At 62.3% G+C, this 14067-nt stretch carries 16 protein-coding genes; 9 read left to right on the plus strand and 7 right to left on the minus strand.

Annotation, left to right across the window (positions count from 1 at the left end; genetic code table 11):
• Positions 1-306: 306 nt before the first annotated feature.
• The gene (locus tag QRN70_RS25315) at positions 307-1098 is read left to right on the plus strand and encodes a crotonase/enoyl-CoA hydratase family protein (protein WP_285420602.1); all 792 of its coding nucleotides are present in this window, start codon (positions 307-309) and stop codon (positions 1096-1098) included.
• A 132-nt stretch (positions 1099-1230) separates the two neighbouring features.
• On the opposite strand, the gene QRN70_RS25320 is transcribed toward QRN70_RS25315, so the two are convergent.
• Complete coding sequence (locus tag QRN70_RS25320) at positions 1231-1986, minus strand: spermidine synthase (protein ID WP_285420603.1); 756 nt, start codon at positions 1984-1986, stop codon at positions 1231-1233.
• Positions 1987-2136: 150 nt separating this feature from the next.
• Between QRN70_RS25320 and QRN70_RS25325 the strand changes: the two genes are divergently transcribed.
• On the plus strand, positions 2137-3483 hold the full coding sequence (locus QRN70_RS25325; protein ID WP_064383296.1) for a class II 3-deoxy-7-phosphoheptulonate synthase: 1347 nt from the start codon (positions 2137-2139) through the stop codon (positions 3481-3483).
• 93 nt (positions 3484-3576) lie between these two features.
• Here the strand turns inward: QRN70_RS25325 and QRN70_RS25330 are convergent, their stop codons facing one another.
• Positions 3577-4803 carry a winged helix-turn-helix domain-containing protein gene (locus tag QRN70_RS25330; RefSeq protein WP_285420604.1) on the minus strand — a complete coding sequence of 409 codons (1227 nt, stop codon included), beginning with the start codon at positions 4801-4803 and terminating at the stop codon, positions 3577-3579.
• Between the two features lie 64 nt (positions 4804-4867).
• Positions 4868-5083, minus strand: a complete 216-nt coding sequence (locus tag QRN70_RS25335; RefSeq protein ID WP_285420605.1) for a DUF1127 domain-containing protein — start codon at positions 5081-5083, stop codon at positions 4868-4870.
• 97 nt (positions 5084-5180) lie between these two features.
• Between QRN70_RS25335 and QRN70_RS25340 the strand changes: the two genes are divergently transcribed.
• The gene (locus QRN70_RS25340) at positions 5181-6035 is read left to right on the plus strand and encodes a LysR substrate-binding domain-containing protein (RefSeq protein ID WP_007908606.1); all 855 of its coding nucleotides are present in this window, start codon (positions 5181-5183) and stop codon (positions 6033-6035) included.
• Here the strand turns inward: QRN70_RS25340 and QRN70_RS25345 are convergent.
• Positions 6025-6774 (minus strand): sulfite exporter TauE/SafE family protein, encoded by a 750-nt coding sequence (locus tag QRN70_RS25345; protein ID WP_285420606.1) that lies wholly within the window; start codon positions 6772-6774, stop codon positions 6025-6027. The genes QRN70_RS25340 and QRN70_RS25345 overlap by 11 nt on opposite strands.
• Positions 6775-6883: 109 nt before the next feature.
• On the opposite strand from QRN70_RS25345, the gene QRN70_RS25350 reads away from it, so the two are divergent.
• The 4 genes from QRN70_RS25350 (at position 6884) to QRN70_RS25365 (ending at position 10164) form a co-directional block, all read left to right on the plus strand.
• The gene (locus QRN70_RS25350; RefSeq protein WP_285420607.1) at positions 6884-7840 is read left to right on the plus strand and encodes a LysR family transcriptional regulator; all 957 of its coding nucleotides are present in this window, start codon (positions 6884-6886) and stop codon (positions 7838-7840) included.
• Between the two features lie 84 nt (positions 7841-7924).
• A complete protein-coding gene (locus QRN70_RS25355; RefSeq protein ID WP_285420608.1) occupies positions 7925-8389 on the plus strand; it encodes a MarR family winged helix-turn-helix transcriptional regulator in 465 nt (154 codons plus the stop codon).
• Positions 8390-8696: 307 nt separating this feature from the next.
• On the plus strand, positions 8697-9116 hold the full coding sequence (locus tag QRN70_RS25360; RefSeq protein ID WP_135844416.1) for an organic hydroperoxide resistance protein: 420 nt from the start codon (positions 8697-8699) through the stop codon (positions 9114-9116).
• 34 nt (positions 9117-9150) lie between these two features.
• Positions 9151-10164 carry an alpha/beta hydrolase gene (locus QRN70_RS25365; RefSeq protein WP_285420609.1) on the plus strand — a complete coding sequence of 338 codons (1014 nt, stop codon included), beginning with the start codon at positions 9151-9153 and terminating at the stop codon, positions 10162-10164.
• Between the two features lie 65 nt (positions 10165-10229).
• On the opposite strand, the gene QRN70_RS25370 is transcribed toward QRN70_RS25365, so the two are convergent.
• Positions 10230-10799, minus strand: coding sequence for an elongation factor P (locus QRN70_RS25370; protein ID WP_007955690.1), 570 nt, complete (start codon positions 10797-10799; stop codon positions 10230-10232).
• Between the two features lie 48 nt (positions 10800-10847).
• The gene (gene earP / locus QRN70_RS25375) at positions 10848-11990 is read right to left on the minus strand and encodes an elongation factor P maturation arginine rhamnosyltransferase EarP (protein ID WP_285420610.1); all 1143 of its coding nucleotides are present in this window, start codon (positions 11988-11990) and stop codon (positions 10848-10850) included.
• Between the two features lie 124 nt (positions 11991-12114).
• On the opposite strand from earP, the gene QRN70_RS25380 reads away from it, so the two are divergent.
• Together QRN70_RS25380 and QRN70_RS25385 are read left to right on the plus strand one after the other, a co-directional pair.
• Positions 12115-12522, plus strand: coding sequence for a hypothetical protein (locus QRN70_RS25380; RefSeq protein ID WP_285420611.1), 408 nt, complete (start codon positions 12115-12117; stop codon positions 12520-12522).
• Positions 12523-12524: 2 nt separating this feature from the next.
• A complete protein-coding gene (locus QRN70_RS25385) occupies positions 12525-13007 on the plus strand; it encodes a GreA/GreB family elongation factor (protein WP_285420612.1) in 483 nt (160 codons plus the stop codon).
• Positions 13008-13016: 9 nt separating this feature from the next.
• Here QRN70_RS25385 and cysB read toward each other — a convergent pair whose 3' ends face one another.
• Positions 13017-13991, minus strand: coding sequence for an HTH-type transcriptional regulator CysB (cysB, locus tag QRN70_RS25390; RefSeq protein WP_007908591.1), 975 nt, complete (start codon positions 13989-13991; stop codon positions 13017-13019).
• Positions 13992-14067: the final 76 nt, after the last annotated feature.

The following is a 14067-nucleotide window of genomic DNA, read 5'->3' on the forward strand; positions in this document are numbered from 1 at the left end:
ATGAAAAAGAATCGTCAAGGAAGAGCCCGCAGTGCGGACGTGCAGCCGAAGCTGACTTCGGGGAATTGCGCTACCTAAACGCGGCCCGGTTAAAGGCCGGCGCGCACTATACCGGAATTTGCCCGAAAAGGGAGCTTTTTTTATCGGTTTGATCCGGTTGTCAGCGTTGTGTAACGGGGTTTTGCGGATAACCGGGCAAAGGTCTATTTTGCAAAGGCCCGGCCCTGTGGGCGATGGCGCTTAAACGATTCACTGATGTGCGGCATACCGTCGCTGCACCCTTCTTTCCCGTCCGAGGAAATACCCATGAATCAGCCCTGCCCCGGCCGCGTCAGCCGTGAACGCCGTGGACACGTGCAGTTGATCGGTCTCGATCGAGCCGCCAAGCGCAATGCTTTCGACCTCGACCTGCTCAATGACCTGAGCCTGGCCTACGGCGAGTTCGAAGCCGACAGCGCGGCGCGGGTAGCGGTGGTGTTCGGGCATGGCGAGCACTTCACCGCTGGCCTGGACCTGGTCAACGCCAGCTCCGCCCTCGCCCAGGGTTGGCAGGTGCCGCCCGGCGGTTGCGACCCGTGGGGCGTGTTCGTCGGGCCACGGGTGAGCAAACCGGTGATTGTCGCGGCGCAGGGATATTGCCTGACCATCGGCATCGAACTGATGCTCGCCGCCGACATCAACCTGTGCGCCAGCAACACCCGTTTCGCCCAGATGGAAGTGCAGCGTGGGATCTTTCCGTTCGGTGGCGCGACGTTACGTTTTCATCAGGTCGCCGGTTGGGGCAACGCGATGCGCTGGTTGCTCACCGGGGATGAGTTCGATGCTCACGACGCGCTGCGCCTGGGTCTGGTGCAGGAGGTGATGGCCAGTGAAGACCTGTTGCCACGCGCCATCGAACTCGCCGAACGCATTGCGCGCCAGGCGCCGCTGGGGGTGCAGGCAACGCTGATGTCGGCACGCCAGGCGCGCTATGAAGGTGAAACGGCCGCGGCGCAGAGCTTGCCGCCGCTGGTGAAGAAGTTGTTGGCCACTGAGGACGCCAAGGAAGGTGTGCGCTCGCTGGTGGAGCGGCGACCCGGTGTCTTCAAAGGGATCTGAAATGAGTGGTGGTCATCGCGCCGCCTTCGCGGGCAAGCCCGCTCCCACTGTGACCGGGTCGTTCACACATTTTGCGCACGGCGCGAACTCTGTGGGAGCTGGCTTGCCCGCGAAGGGGTCATCACTGACCACTCAGGTGGCTGGGCGGATACTGTTGATCAACGCCTGCAACGAGTAGCCCAACCGCGGCGCCAGCGCCTCAGCCCGGGCGGTCAGCGCCTGGCTGTCCAGTTGCTGATCGAGGTCCGCCGGCACGATCAGGATCACATTGCCCTCCTTCACCGGCAGCTCCCAGTAATGCCGGTGATAGAGGCCGCGCAACAGTGCGGCACCCAGCGGCTTGCCGTCATCGGTGGCCCACTGGTTGATCACCAGCCAGCCGCCCGGATTCAGACGTTTCTGACAATCGCCGAGGAAATTCCACGCCAGGTGCCCGGCGCCGGGGCCGACGTCGGTATACAGGTCGACGAAGATCAGGTCCGCCGGCTCGGCGGTCGGCAGCAGTTCGAGGGCATCGCCGACACGGATGTACAAGCGCGGATCGTCATCCAGGCCGAGGTATTCGATGGCCAGGCGCGGCACGTCCGGCCGCAGCTCAATGGCCTCGACATCTTCCAGCGGCAGGAACTTGAGGCAGGCCTGCGTCAGCGTACCGGCACCGAGGCCGAGAAACAGCGCGCTCTCCGGCTGCTCATGGCACAACGCGCCGATCAGCATCGCGCGGGTGTAGTCGTACTCCAGCCAGCTCGGATCGGCGGTGAACACGCAGCTCTGTTCGATGGCATCGCCAAACTCCAGAAAGCGGTAATCGGCCACTTCCAGCACGCGGATCACGCCGAACTCGTCCTGTACCTCGGCGAGCAAAAGCTCGACGCGCTCCTCAGTCATTTCAGCTCCTGATGGTCACCGGGCGCGGTGACGCGATGGCACCGTTATGGCGCCGTGACAAAGCGGCGATTGTCGGCGAAGCGGCGGGAACAGGTCACGCACTAATTGCTGCTAACATGGCCGTCCGTGCGTAAAACCTTAGAGACCGTGATGAGCCAACCCTGGAGCCCTGACAGCTGGCGCGCCCTGCCGATCCAGCAACAACCCCAATATCCCGACGCCGCGCACCTGCGCCAGGTCGAGCAGACCCTGGCCAGTTATCCGCCACTGGTGTTTGCCGGCGAGGCCCGGGAGTTGCGTCGTCAGTTTGCCGAAGTCACCCAGGGCCGGGCGTTCCTCCTGCAGGGCGGCGACTGCGCGGAAAGCTTCGCCGAATTCTCTGCCGCGAAGATCCGTGACACCTTCAAGGTGCTGCTGCAAATGGCGATCGTCATGACCTTCGCCGCCGGTTGCCCGGTGGTCAAGGTCGGGCGCATGGCCGGGCAGTTCGCCAAGCCGCGCTCGGCCAACGATGAAACCATCGACGGCGTGACCCTGCCGGCCTACCGTGGCGACATCGTCAACGGCATCGGCTTCGACTCGGCCAGCCGCGTGCCCGACCCGGAGCGCCTGCTGCAGTCGTATCACCAGTCCACGGCTACCCTCAACCTGCTGCGCGCCTTCGCTCAGGGCGGCTTCGCCGACCTGCATCAGGTGCACAAGTGGAACCTCGACTTCATCGCCAACTCGGCGCTGGCCGAGAAGTACAGCCACCTGGCCGACCGCATCGATGAAACCCTGGCCTTCATGCGCGCCTGTGGCATGGACAGTTCGCCGCAACTGCGCGAAACCAGTTTCTTCACCGCCCACGAAGCGCTGCTGCTGAATTACGAAGAAGCCTTCGTCCGTCGCGACAGCCTGACCAACGATTACTACGACTGCTCGGCACACATGCTGTGGATCGGTGATCGCACCCGCCAGCTCGATGGCGCCCATGTCGAATTCCTGCGCGGGGTGAATAACCCGATCGGCGTCAAAGTCGGCCCGAGCATGAACCCCGATGACCTGATCCGCCTGATCGACGTGCTCAACCCGGACAACGATCCGGGGCGCCTCAACCTGATCGCGCGGATGGGTGCGAACAAGGTTGGCGATCACCTGCCGGCGCTGATTCGCGCGGTGCAGCGCGAAGGCAAGCAGGTGCTGTGGAGTTCCGACCCGATGCACGGCAACACCATCAAGGCCAGCAGCGGCTACAAGACTCGCGACTTCGCGCAGATCCTCGGCGAGGTCAAACAGTTCTTCCAGGTGCACGAAGCCGAGGGCAGCTACGCCGGTGGGATTCACATCGAGATGACCGGGCAGAACGTCACCGAGTGCATTGGTGGTGCGCGGCCGATTACCGAAGATGGCTTGTCGGATCGCTATCACACCCACTGCGATCCGCGGATGAATGCCGATCAGTCGCTGGAACTGGCGTTCCTGATTGCCGAAACCCTGAAACAAGTCCGGCGCTGAGATCGGAAATCTCTATTGCCTGAACCGGCCTCTTCGCGGGCAAGCCCACTCCCACCACCGGTGGGAGCCTGGCTTGCCACTGATGATGTCAGCTCAGTCACAGCCAATTGCAGACATTGCCAGGCGCAGCCGCCCTGCACTCTCGCGCTGACAATTGAGCTGCACTCGCGCAAGCCCCAGCCAGGCGGCCATTTGCCGCAAATTCAAGGCCAGCGCCAACATTCCCTCATCATCCAGCCCCGGCTCCTCCTCGTGCACCGCATGCACCGCCAGCCGTCCCGACGCGCGCTCGGCACGCAGATCGACCCGCGCGGCAATCCGCTCATGGTGCAAAAACGGCAGCACGTAATAGCCGTAGACGCGTTTGGCCTGGGGGGTATAAATCTCCAGCCGATAGCGGAAATCGAACAGCCGCTCCGTGCGGCTGCGCTCCCAGATCAGCGAGTCGAACGGCGACAACAGCGCACTGGCGCTGACCTTGCGCGGCACTTTCGGCTCGGGCAGGCAATAGGCGATCTGCCGCCAGTCGCCGACTTCACAGGTCTGCAATTGCCCGTCCTCGACCAGTTCCGCCAGGCGCGGGCGGGCATCGGCCGGGTTCAGGCGGAAGTAATCACGCAGGTCTTTTTCCGTGCCGACACCCAGCGCCGTGGCCGCGTGCAGCAGCAATCCGCGTTGCGCGGCAGCCTCGTCGGGCCACGGTTGCTGCAGGATCGACGAGGGAATCACTCGCTCCGGCAAGTCATACAAGCGCTCGAAACCGCGTCGGCCGGCGACCGTGACTTCGCCGGCAGCGAACAACCATTCCAGCGCATGCTTTTCCGCACTCCAGTCCCACCACGGCCCGGCCTTGTCCTCGCGGGTCGACAAGCTGCCGGCACCCACCGCACCCTGTGCCTGGACGCAGGTCAGCACCCGGCGAATGGTGTCTTGCTGCTCACGTCCGAACTTCGCCAGTTGCTGATAGATGTCCTCGCCGCGTTTGGCGCGCTGCATGCGCCAGCCCAGCAACGGATACATCGACAGCGGCAACAGCGACGCTTCATGGCCCCAGTATTCGAACAGCGTGCGGCGCCGCCCGGAACTCCAGGCAGCCTGGTCGAGCAACAAGGAAGGATAGGAACCCAGACGGGAAAACAGCGGCAGGTAGTGCGAGCGCACCACGGCGTTGACGGAATCGATCTGCAGCAGGCCCAGCCGTTCGATCAGCCGATTCAGATGTGCGGCCTTGACGGTCGGCGGCTGGCGCCCGTTGAACCCTTGGGCAGCCAGCGCCAGACGTCGCGCCTGTTGAATGGAAAAGGACAGCGTTGCGGGCATGTGTACCTCCATGTCTGCTCGCAACCTACCTCACCTGAAGTGGGTTTGTGTAGCGATCGCCTCATCATTTATGCATCGGATCGTCCCAGAACGGCCGCACCGCTTCGTGCTCGACGTCGGCACGGCTGACGCCGATGTCCTTCAGCGCTTCGTCGCTCAGGCTGGCCAGCAGCTCACGTTCGCGGTGCAGTTCGTACCAGCGGCTAAACTTGTGCAGCAGATCGGAAACGATATGGCCGGAAAATTTTTCTTCGCCTACATACTCTCTTTGACCTTTCATCGTGTTGCCCTCCTTTAGGGATGGCTCAAGTCTCGCGCCGGGGCTACGATCAATCCAACGAATGTTTCTGATGGCATGCATCTCGGAGATTGATGATTTGTCCGCCTACCCCAGTATCGATACCGATGTCCTGCGCACCTTCGTGGCGATTGCCGACCAGGGCGGTTTCACCCGCGCCGGGGAAATGGTCAACCGCACCCAATCGGCGGTGAGCATGCAGATGAAGCGTCTGGAAGAAGACGTGTTGCAGCGCCAGTTGTTCGAGCGCGACGGCCGCCAGGTGCGCCTGACCGCCGAAGGCCAGGTGCTGCTGGGCTATGCGCGGCGCATCCTGAAACTGCACAGCGAAGTGTTCAACACCCTGCGCGAGCCGCACATGGTCGGCACCGTGCGCATCGGCACGCCGGACGATTACGTGATGCGTTTCCTGCCGGGCATCCTCTCGCGTTTTGCCCAGTTCTATCCGTTGATCCAGATCGAAGTGCATTGCGAGTCGACCAAGCAGCTGTTGCAGCGCACCGATCTCGATCTGTCGATCGTCACCCGCGAACCGGGCAATGAGATCGGTCAACTGCTGCGCAAGGAACGCTTCGTCTGGGCCGAAGCTCAGAACTTCAGCGCACACGAACAGACGCCGCTGCCGCTGGCGATGTTCAACAGTGACTGCTTCTGCCGTTTGTGGGCCTGCAACGCGCTGGATGCCATGGGGCGCGAATATCGCATCGCCTACAACAGCACCAGCCTCTCGGCGCTGATGGCGGTGGTGAGCGCGGGCCTGGCGATCACCGCGCAACTGGAAAGCCTGATCACCCCGGACATGCGCATTCTCGGCGCCGCCGAGGATCTGCCGCTGTTGCCCGAGGCGAGCATCATGCTGATCCGCAACCTGAACAATCCGTCGCCGATCACCGAGTGCCTGGCCGAGCACATCGTCGAAGGCTTCAAACTTTAAAGGCGAGCATCACCGCGCACAGCACCAGAAAGCCGCAGAACAGCCCGCGCAGGAGTTTCTCCGGCATGGCGTGGGCCACTTTCACGCCCCAACTGATGCTCGCCAGGCCACCGATGGCCAGCGGCAGGCCGATCAGCCAGTCCACTTCGTGATGCACCGCGTAAGTCACCAGGGTGACACCGGTGCTCGGCAATGCCAGCGCCAGCGACAGGCCCTGGGCGACCACCTGCGTGGTGCCGAACAGGCTGGTCAGCACTGGCGTTGCCACCACCGCCCCGCCCACGCCGAACAGACCGCCCATGGCCCCGGACGCTGCGCCGAGCACGCCCAGCCATGGCCAGCCGTAACGCATCTGCGAGGTCGCCGCCGGGCGGTGACCGAACATGCGCAGCAGGTTGTAGGCCGACAGCGCGACAAGGAAGGCGACAAACCCGATGCGCATGGTTTGCGCGTCGATGCCCACGGCCCAGATCGAACCGATCCAGGCAAAACAGAAGCCCATCACCGCCAGTGGCAATGCATGGCGCAACTCGATGCGGTTGCGCTGGTGGTAACGCCATAGCGCCAGCATCACGTTCGGCACCACCATCACCAGCGCGGTGCCTTGGGCGATCTGCTGATCGAGGCCAAACCATACGCCCAGCAGCGGAATGGCGATCAAACCGCCACCGATACCGAAGATTCCCCCCAGAGTGCCCAGGGCGGCGCCAAACAGCAGGTACAGCAAAAACTCCATCACAGCCGAATTCCTCTCGCGTCAGGCGATTCATCCTACGCAATCGCCGCTGGCACGGAAACGCACAGCAACGCACAATGGCTGTGCCAAATTCGCATAAGCATTGCCTGCCATGAATCCCAATCAACTTACCGATCAGCTCGGCCTGTTCCTCGATGTGCTGGAAAGCGGCAGTTTTTCCGCCGCCTCACGCCGGCATCCGCTGACGCCTTCGGCCGTCGCCCGACGCATCGACAGCCTGGAAAGTGCGGTGGGCAGCCAGTTGTTCATTCGCAGCACCCACGCAGTGCGCGCCACACCGGCAGGCCTGGCGTTTGCCGAACGGGCGCGGCGCATCGTCGCCGAGCTGCAACTGGCCCGCGCCGAGGCGGTATCCCTGAGCAGCGCGCCGGAGGGCTTGATCCGCGTCGACGCGCCCGCGGCGTTCGGCCGTCGCCATCTGGCGCCGGTGATCGCCGATTTTCTCGTGCTGTATCCGGGGCTGGATGTGCAACTGCATTTGATCGACAGCTTCGTCGACATGGACGGCTCCAGCCTGGGCAAGGTCGATCTGGTGCTGCGCGCCGGGCAACTGGGCGACACGCGGCTGGTCGCCACGCCGCTGGCGAGTATGGTGCGCATCGCCTGCGCCAGTCCCGAGTACCTCAAACGTCGCGGCGTGCCGAGCGAACCGGCGCAACTGGGCGAGCATGACGGCCTCGACTGGGAAGGCCTGGCGCCACCGTTCGCCTGGCGCTTCGAACAGGCCGGACAGATGCAGCTGCACCGCCCGGCGCGCATCCGCATGAGTGCCAACAATGCCGAGGCGCTGGTGTGCGGCGCACTGGCCGGGCTGGGCATCGCGCACTTGCCGACCTGGCTGGCCAGCGAATACCTGCTGCGCGGCGAATTGCTGCCGCTGTTCTGCGCCAACGGCCTGCCCAAACCGGAAAGCACCGGCATCTATGCCCTGCGCCTGGAGCAGCAGGCCAGTTCACGCAGCCGCCTGTTGCTGGAATACCTCAAGACCCGCTTCAGCCCGGTGCCGCCGTGGGACCTGGCACTGCAACGCGATCTCGGCCGGCACTAGCCGAAACGGCACCGGGCTACAATTGTCTGGCGCATTAAAGGTTCGAGCGCTAGATTCATCACGATCACCGTTCAAGGCAATGACATGACCACCGACCGCGACACCGCCGCCCCCTGCGAAGACCTGCTGCTCGACAACCAGGCCTGCTTCGCCCTGCACTCCACTTCGCTGACCATGACCAAGGTCTACAAACCACTGCTGCAAGCGCTGGGCCTGACCTATCCGCAGTACCTGGCGATGATCGTGCTGTGGGAAAAGGATGGCTTGACCGTCGGCGAAATCAGCTCGCGCCTGCTGACGGATCCGGGCTCGCTGACCCCGCTGCTCAAACGCCTGGAAGCCGAAGGCCTGCTCAGCCGTACGCGCAGCCGTGAAGACGAGCGCGTGGTGATCATCGAACTGACCGAACAAGGCCGCGCCCTGCGTGACAAAGCCCGGAGCATTCCGCAATGCATCCTCGGCGCCAGCGGTTTTACCCTTGAGCGCCTGCAACATCTGCAGGCGGAACTGCAGGCATTGCGCAGCCATCTGCAGGACAGCATGGCCTGAGCGCAAACCATGTCCCTTCCCTCAGGCATCGTGCATCGATTGCCTGATCGCCGTCGTGAGCAGGTTTGCTCCTGCACGCGGCATGGCGCTCGGTAGCTCCGCGGAAAATTTTCTGCTGCCGATCTTTTTCAAAAAATCCTTCTGAATCAAATAGTTAATCCGCACCCGTTAACCATTGACGGGCTCTGCATGGATTTTCTTCAAAAATTTATCTTGCGCACTAAATATTAGCGCGATACATTCACCTCGCACTTAGTTAACGCGCAAACAATTAGCGCACAAATACACATCTGAAGAGGCTCACACCATGCAAACTCTCTACACCGCAATCGCAACCTCCACTGGCGGCCGTGACGGTCGTGCGATCTCCAGCGACAACATCCTCGACGTCAAACTGGCCACGCCGAAAGAACTCGGTGGTGCTGGCGGTGCGGCGACCAACCCTGAGCAACTGTTCGCTGCCGGCTACTCGGCCTGCTTCATCGGCGCGCTGAAATTCGTCGCCAGCCAGAGCAAACGCAAGATCCCGGACGACGCGTCGATCACCGCGCACGTCGGCATCGGCCAGATCCCCGGCGGTTTCGGTCTCGACATCGACCTGCATATCAGCCTGCCGGGCCTGGAACAGACCGACGCCCAGAGCCTGGTCGACGCTGCCCACCAGGTCTGCCCGTACTCCAACGCCACCCGTGGCAATGTCGATGTGCGCCTGCACGTCACCGTCTAAGCGCTGAAGCCCCAGGCCCGAACAGGAAAAGCACATGAACACTTTCAGCAAAGTCTTGACCGGCACCCTTCTCGCCCTGTCCATCCACAGTGCATTCGCCGGTGAGGTTGAACACAACACCCAGGCATTCCTCGATGCATTGAATGCCGGCACCGGCAAACCGATGGAACAGCTGACCCCGAAAGACGCCCGCGCCGTGCTGGTGGGCGCGCAGGCCGGGGTCAAACTGACACTGCCCAAAGCCGATGTCAGCGAGAAGACCATCCAGGTCGATGGCCAACCGTTGAGCCTGACCATCGTCCGGCCGGCCGGGGTCAAAGGCGAGTTGCCGGTGTTCATGTTCTTTCACGGCGGTGGCTGGGTGCTGGGGGATTTCCCGACTCACGAACGGCTGGTACGCGACCTGGTGGTCGGCTCGGGGGCGGCGGCGGTGTTCGTCAACTACACGCCTTCGCCGGAAGCGCATTATCCGGTGGCGATCAACCAGGCCTACGCGGCAACGAAATGGGTGGCCGAACACGGCAAGGACATCAACGTCGATGGCAAGCGCCTGGCGGTGGCGGGCAACAGCGTCGGCGGCAACATGGCGGCCGTGGTCGCCCTGATGGCCAAGGACAAAGGCACGCCGGCGATCAGATTCCAGGTGCTGCTGTGGCCGGTGACCGATGCCAATTTCGATACCGGTTCGTACAACCAGTATGCCGAGGGACACTTCCTCACCCGCAACATGATGAAGTGGTTCTGGGACAACTACACCACCGACGCCAACCAGCGCAACGAGATCTACGCCTCGCCGCTGCGGGCCACGACCGCGCAATTGAAAGGTCTGCCGCCTGCACTGGTTCAGACCGCCGGAGCCGACGTGCTGCGTGACGAAGGTGAAGCCTACGCTCGCAAACTCGACGAAGCCGGCGTGCCGGTGACCTCGGTTCGCTACAACGGCATGATCCACGACTACGGTTTGCTCAACGTGGTCAGCCAGGTCCCGGCGGTGCGTTCGGCAATGCTGCAGGCCTCGGAAGAACTGAAGCAGCACCTGCAGAAGTAATCTTCACCAGGCACAAAAAAGCCCGACTCAATGGTCGGGCTTTTTCTTTCCGCAAAAAGCAGTGCTTATTTGGCACGGCCTTTGTAGGAACCGCCTTCGCGGGTATCGATCTCGATCATGTCGCCGATTTCGATGAAGTCAGCTACCGACAGTTCGGTGCCGTTCTTCAGTTTGGCAGGCTTCATCACCTTGCCGGAAGTGTCACCGCGAGCGGAGCCTTCGGTGTAGTCAACCTGACGCACGATGGTGGTCGGCAGCTCTACGGAAACCAGACGGCCTTCGAAGAACACGGCTTCGCAAACGTCGGTCATGCCTTCTTCCACGAATGGCAGAACGCTTTCGATGTCTTCGGCGTTCAGCTCGTACATGGTGTAGTCAGTGGTGTCCATGAACGTGTAGGAGTCACCGCTGATGAAGGACAGGGTGGCTTCCTTGCGATCCAGGATCACGTCGTCCAGCTTGTCGTCCGCACCGTAAACGGTTTCGGTCTTGTAACCGGTCAGCAGGTTCTTCAGCTTGGTCTTCATGATCGCGCTGTTACGGCCCGACTTGGTGAATTCAGCTTTCTGAACCAGCCAAGGATCGTTGTCGATACGGATCACGGTACCGGGTTTGAGTTCTTTACCAGTTTTCATTGCGAATATCCGAATTTGGATGGGATTTACAAAAATCTAGGCCGCGTATCATATCCAATTTCGGTAAAACTGTACCAGCGCCGTCGCAAGATCGGCCTGCAAGGCCTGTTCCAGACACCATTGTTCGGCGTTTTCCTGCAGTTGCGGCCAGTGTTTGCGGGCCGCCAGCCAGTGTTCACCGATCGGTTGGCCAGCGCTCCAGGCCCGCCACAGACCGTTCATCGCCTCGGCTGCCGCTGGCGCAAGGCCTTTCGTATAGAGCGCGAGAAAGGCATCGAGCTTGTCCAGATGGATGTCTTCGTCCTGCTGATAGATGTGCCACAGCAGCGGCCGCCCCGCCCATTGCGCTCGCACGAACGAGTCCTCACCGCGCACCGCGTTGAAATCGCAGCACCAGAGCAAATGGTCGTATTGGTCCTGACGGACGAACGGCAGCACCTGCACCGTGAGTGCCTGACGCACGTTCAGGTCGCCGACCTCCAGGGTATCGACATCGAGCCAGCGCGCGACATCACCGAGGATCCGTCCTTCCGGCACCAGCAGGTGGGTCGGCGTCGAGTCGGCGGCCAGCACGTCCAGCCAACTGGCAAGCCCGGCATTTTCGTAGGCAAACAGCGAAATCAGTTGTGCATCGGCTGCCGGCTCGACGCCCAGACCGTGCAGGAACTGTCGCCGTGCAGCGCCATCCTGCTGAAACTGCCGACGTCGCTCGAGCAGATCGCGCTCGCGCAACAGGCCGCCCGTGCCGGGCTGAAACCCGGGAAAGAAGAAGAACTTCTGCACCGACCTGTATTTCACCGACGGCAGGCCGTGGCAACCGACGACCCAATCCTCGGCACTCAGGTAATCCAGGTTCATCCACAACGGTGGCGTCGCCCGCTCGGCCATGGCATCCATGTAGGCACTCGGCAACTGACAGGCAAACGCCGCGATGACCACGTCGGCCGCGGCGGTCGGCGCCCATTCGGCCGACCAGTGGCGGACTTCGACGCCCTGCTGCGATTGCTGCTCGAGATTGACCTCGATCTGCGGGCAGATTCGTTCGAACGCCCGCAGGTCATCGACCCACAGCCGCACCGCCAGCCCGTGTTCGGCCACCAGTTGGCGGGCCAGGCGCCAGGTCACGCCGATGTCGCCATAGTTGTCGACCACGGTGCAGAAGATATCCCAGCGGGTTTTCCGATCCGACATCCAAGACTCCCGTTGGCAAAAACCTCGATTGTCCGCATAAATGTCGGCGTGCAGAAGAGCCGCCGACGATTTATCTTCGTGCGACAATCGCCACTTGCCCGCAATCACCCGCCAGGAGGCAGTCATGCCCTACCGCCCCAACCCGCGTCGCCCCTTGCCTGTTCAGCTTAGCGCGCTGCAATTGACCGGCAGCATCGCCCTGGGCATGTGGCTGGGGTTCCTGGCGATTGCCCTGACCTGCTGGCTGATCTCGCGCTTCCTGCTCAGCGAACAACTGGCGCCCGTGGCCCAGGCCGTTCAGCAACTGGCCACGCCGCCCGCCGTGCAAACGGTGCCGGACACGCCGCCACAGAGCCCGCTGTTCGAGCAATACGAAGAAAACCTGCGCAAGAACGAACAACAGGCACGCCTGGATCAGGCTCGTGGCAGCACGCGCAACCTGTCCAACCCGAAATGCCAGTTCTGGCTGCAGCAGGATCAGACAGCGCCGAGCGAAAAGAGCCGCGCCAACGTCCTGCAATTCTGCGATTGATCATGAACAAACAGACCGTCCACCAACTGATCCTCGACAAGCTGCGTGTCGACCTCGATATCGCCGAGCGCGCCGCACAAACCGCTTACGAAACCGCGACCCACGAAGAAAACATCGCCGAGAACAAGTACGACACACTCGGCCTGGAAGCCTCCTATCTGGCGGCCGGGCAAGCCAGGCGGGTCGAGGAAATCCGCCAGGCTCTGGCGTTGTGCCAGAACCTGACGCTGCGCGCATATGACGATCAGCGCGGGATCGCCATCGGCGCCCTGCTCGGCCTGGAAGACGCCAGGGGCCGCGAGCAATGGTTGTTCCTGGCCCCGGATGGCGCCGGCCTGAAAGTTGATGTGGTGGGTCAGCCGATTACCGTCATCACCCCGCGCTCGCCGCTGGGCAGAAGCCTGCTGGGCAAGTTCGAGGGCGATGAGGTGGAGATTCTGGTGGCGGGCGCTCGGCAACAGTTCACTGTCACCGAGGTGCACTGAGACACAAGCTTAGTGGACGGGCAGTTCAACGCCGTCGAACAGCTCTTCCAGTTCCTGTTTGTTGTGGCACTGGATCGCCTTGGCCATGACTTCGCGGGTCAGGTGCGGGGCGAACTTCTCGATGAAGTCGCACATGAAGCCACGCAGGAAAGTGCCGCGACGGAAGCCGATCTTGGTGATGCTCGACTCGAACAGTTCGCTGGCATCGAGCACCACCAGGTCGTTGTCGAGTTTGGTGTCGACGGCCATTTTCGCCACGATGCCGACACCCAGGCCCAGACGCACATAGGTTTTGATCACGTCGGCGTCGGCGGCGGTGAACACCACTTTCGGCGTCAGGCCACGATGACTGAAGGCTTCGTCGAGCTTCGAACGGCCGGTGAAACCGAACACGTAGGTCACGATCGGGTATTCGGCGAGGGCTTCGAGGGTCAGTTTCGGCAGTTTGGTCAGCGGGTGGCCCTGCGGCACGACCACGCAGCGGTTCCAGCGATAGCACGGCATCATCACCAGGTCGCCGAACAGCTCCAGCGCTTCGGTGGCGATGGCGAAATCGACGGTGCCGTCAGCGGCCATCTCGGCGATCTGCATCGGCGAACCCTGGTGCATGTGCAGCGCCACGTCCGGGTACTGCTTGATGAAATTGCTGATCACCGGCGGCAACGCGTAACGCGCCTGGGTGTGGGTGGTGGCGATCGACAGGGTGCCTTTTTTCTCGTTGGAGAATTCCTGGGCGATCTGCTTGATGCTTTCGACCTTGCGCAGGATTTCGCCAGCGGTGGTGATGATGCGCTCGCCGGCCGGAGTGACGCGGGTCAGGTGCTTGCCGCTGCGGGCGAACACTTCGACGCCCAACTCGTCTTCCAGCAGACGGATCTGTTTACTGATGCCCGGTTGCGAGGTGTAGAGGCTTTGGGCTGTAGCGGAAACGTTGAGGTCGTGGTGCGCCACTTCCCAGATGTAGCGCAATTGTTGAAGCTTCATATGTATCCCTCAAAGCAGGTAGACGCCACGGGCATCAGCGACGGTATATAACTATATTAATGGTTTGAAGAATAAA

The organism is Pseudomonas sp. efr-133-TYG-5, assembly GCF_030209175.1.
Lineage (GTDB): Bacteria > Pseudomonadota > Gammaproteobacteria > Pseudomonadales > Pseudomonadaceae > Aquipseudomonas.

Coding starts and splice junctions, on each gene's coding strand:
- QRN70_RS25350 (WP_285420607.1), top strand. CDS start 6,884: ATGAATCCCAATCAACTTACCGATCAGCTCGGCCTGTTCCTCGATGTG.
- QRN70_RS25320 (WP_285420603.1), bottom strand. CDS start 1,986: ATGACTGAGGAGCGCGTCGAGCTTTTGCTCGCCGAGGTACAGGACGAG.
- QRN70_RS25360 (WP_135844416.1), top strand. CDS start 8,697: ATGCAAACTCTCTACACCGCAATCGCAACCTCCACTGGCGGCCGTGAC.
- QRN70_RS25355 (WP_285420608.1), top strand. CDS start 7,925: ATGACCACCGACCGCGACACCGCCGCCCCCTGCGAAGACCTGCTGCTC.
- QRN70_RS25315 (WP_285420602.1), top strand. CDS start 307: ATGAATCAGCCCTGCCCCGGCCGCGTCAGCCGTGAACGCCGTGGACAC.
- QRN70_RS25330 (WP_285420604.1), bottom strand. CDS start 4,803: ATGCCCGCAACGCTGTCCTTTTCCATTCAACAGGCGCGACGTCTGGCG.
- cysB (WP_007908591.1), bottom strand. CDS start 13,991: ATGAAGCTTCAACAATTGCGCTACATCTGGGAAGTGGCGCACCACGAC.
- QRN70_RS25380 (WP_285420611.1), top strand. CDS start 12,115: ATGCCCTACCGCCCCAACCCGCGTCGCCCCTTGCCTGTTCAGCTTAGC.
- QRN70_RS25335 (WP_285420605.1), bottom strand. CDS start 5,083: ATGAAAGGTCAAAGAGAGTATGTAGGCGAAGAAAAATTTTCCGGCCAT.
- QRN70_RS25365 (WP_285420609.1), top strand. CDS start 9,151: ATGAACACTTTCAGCAAAGTCTTGACCGGCACCCTTCTCGCCCTGTCC.
- QRN70_RS25370 (WP_007955690.1), bottom strand. CDS start 10,799: ATGAAAACTGGTAAAGAACTCAAACCCGGTACCGTGATCCGTATCGAC.
- QRN70_RS25325 (WP_064383296.1), top strand. CDS start 2,137: ATGAGCCAACCCTGGAGCCCTGACAGCTGGCGCGCCCTGCCGATCCAG.
- earP (WP_285420610.1), bottom strand. CDS start 11,990: ATGTCGGATCGGAAAACCCGCTGGGATATCTTCTGCACCGTGGTCGAC.
- QRN70_RS25385 (WP_285420612.1), top strand. CDS start 12,525: ATGAACAAACAGACCGTCCACCAACTGATCCTCGACAAGCTGCGTGTC.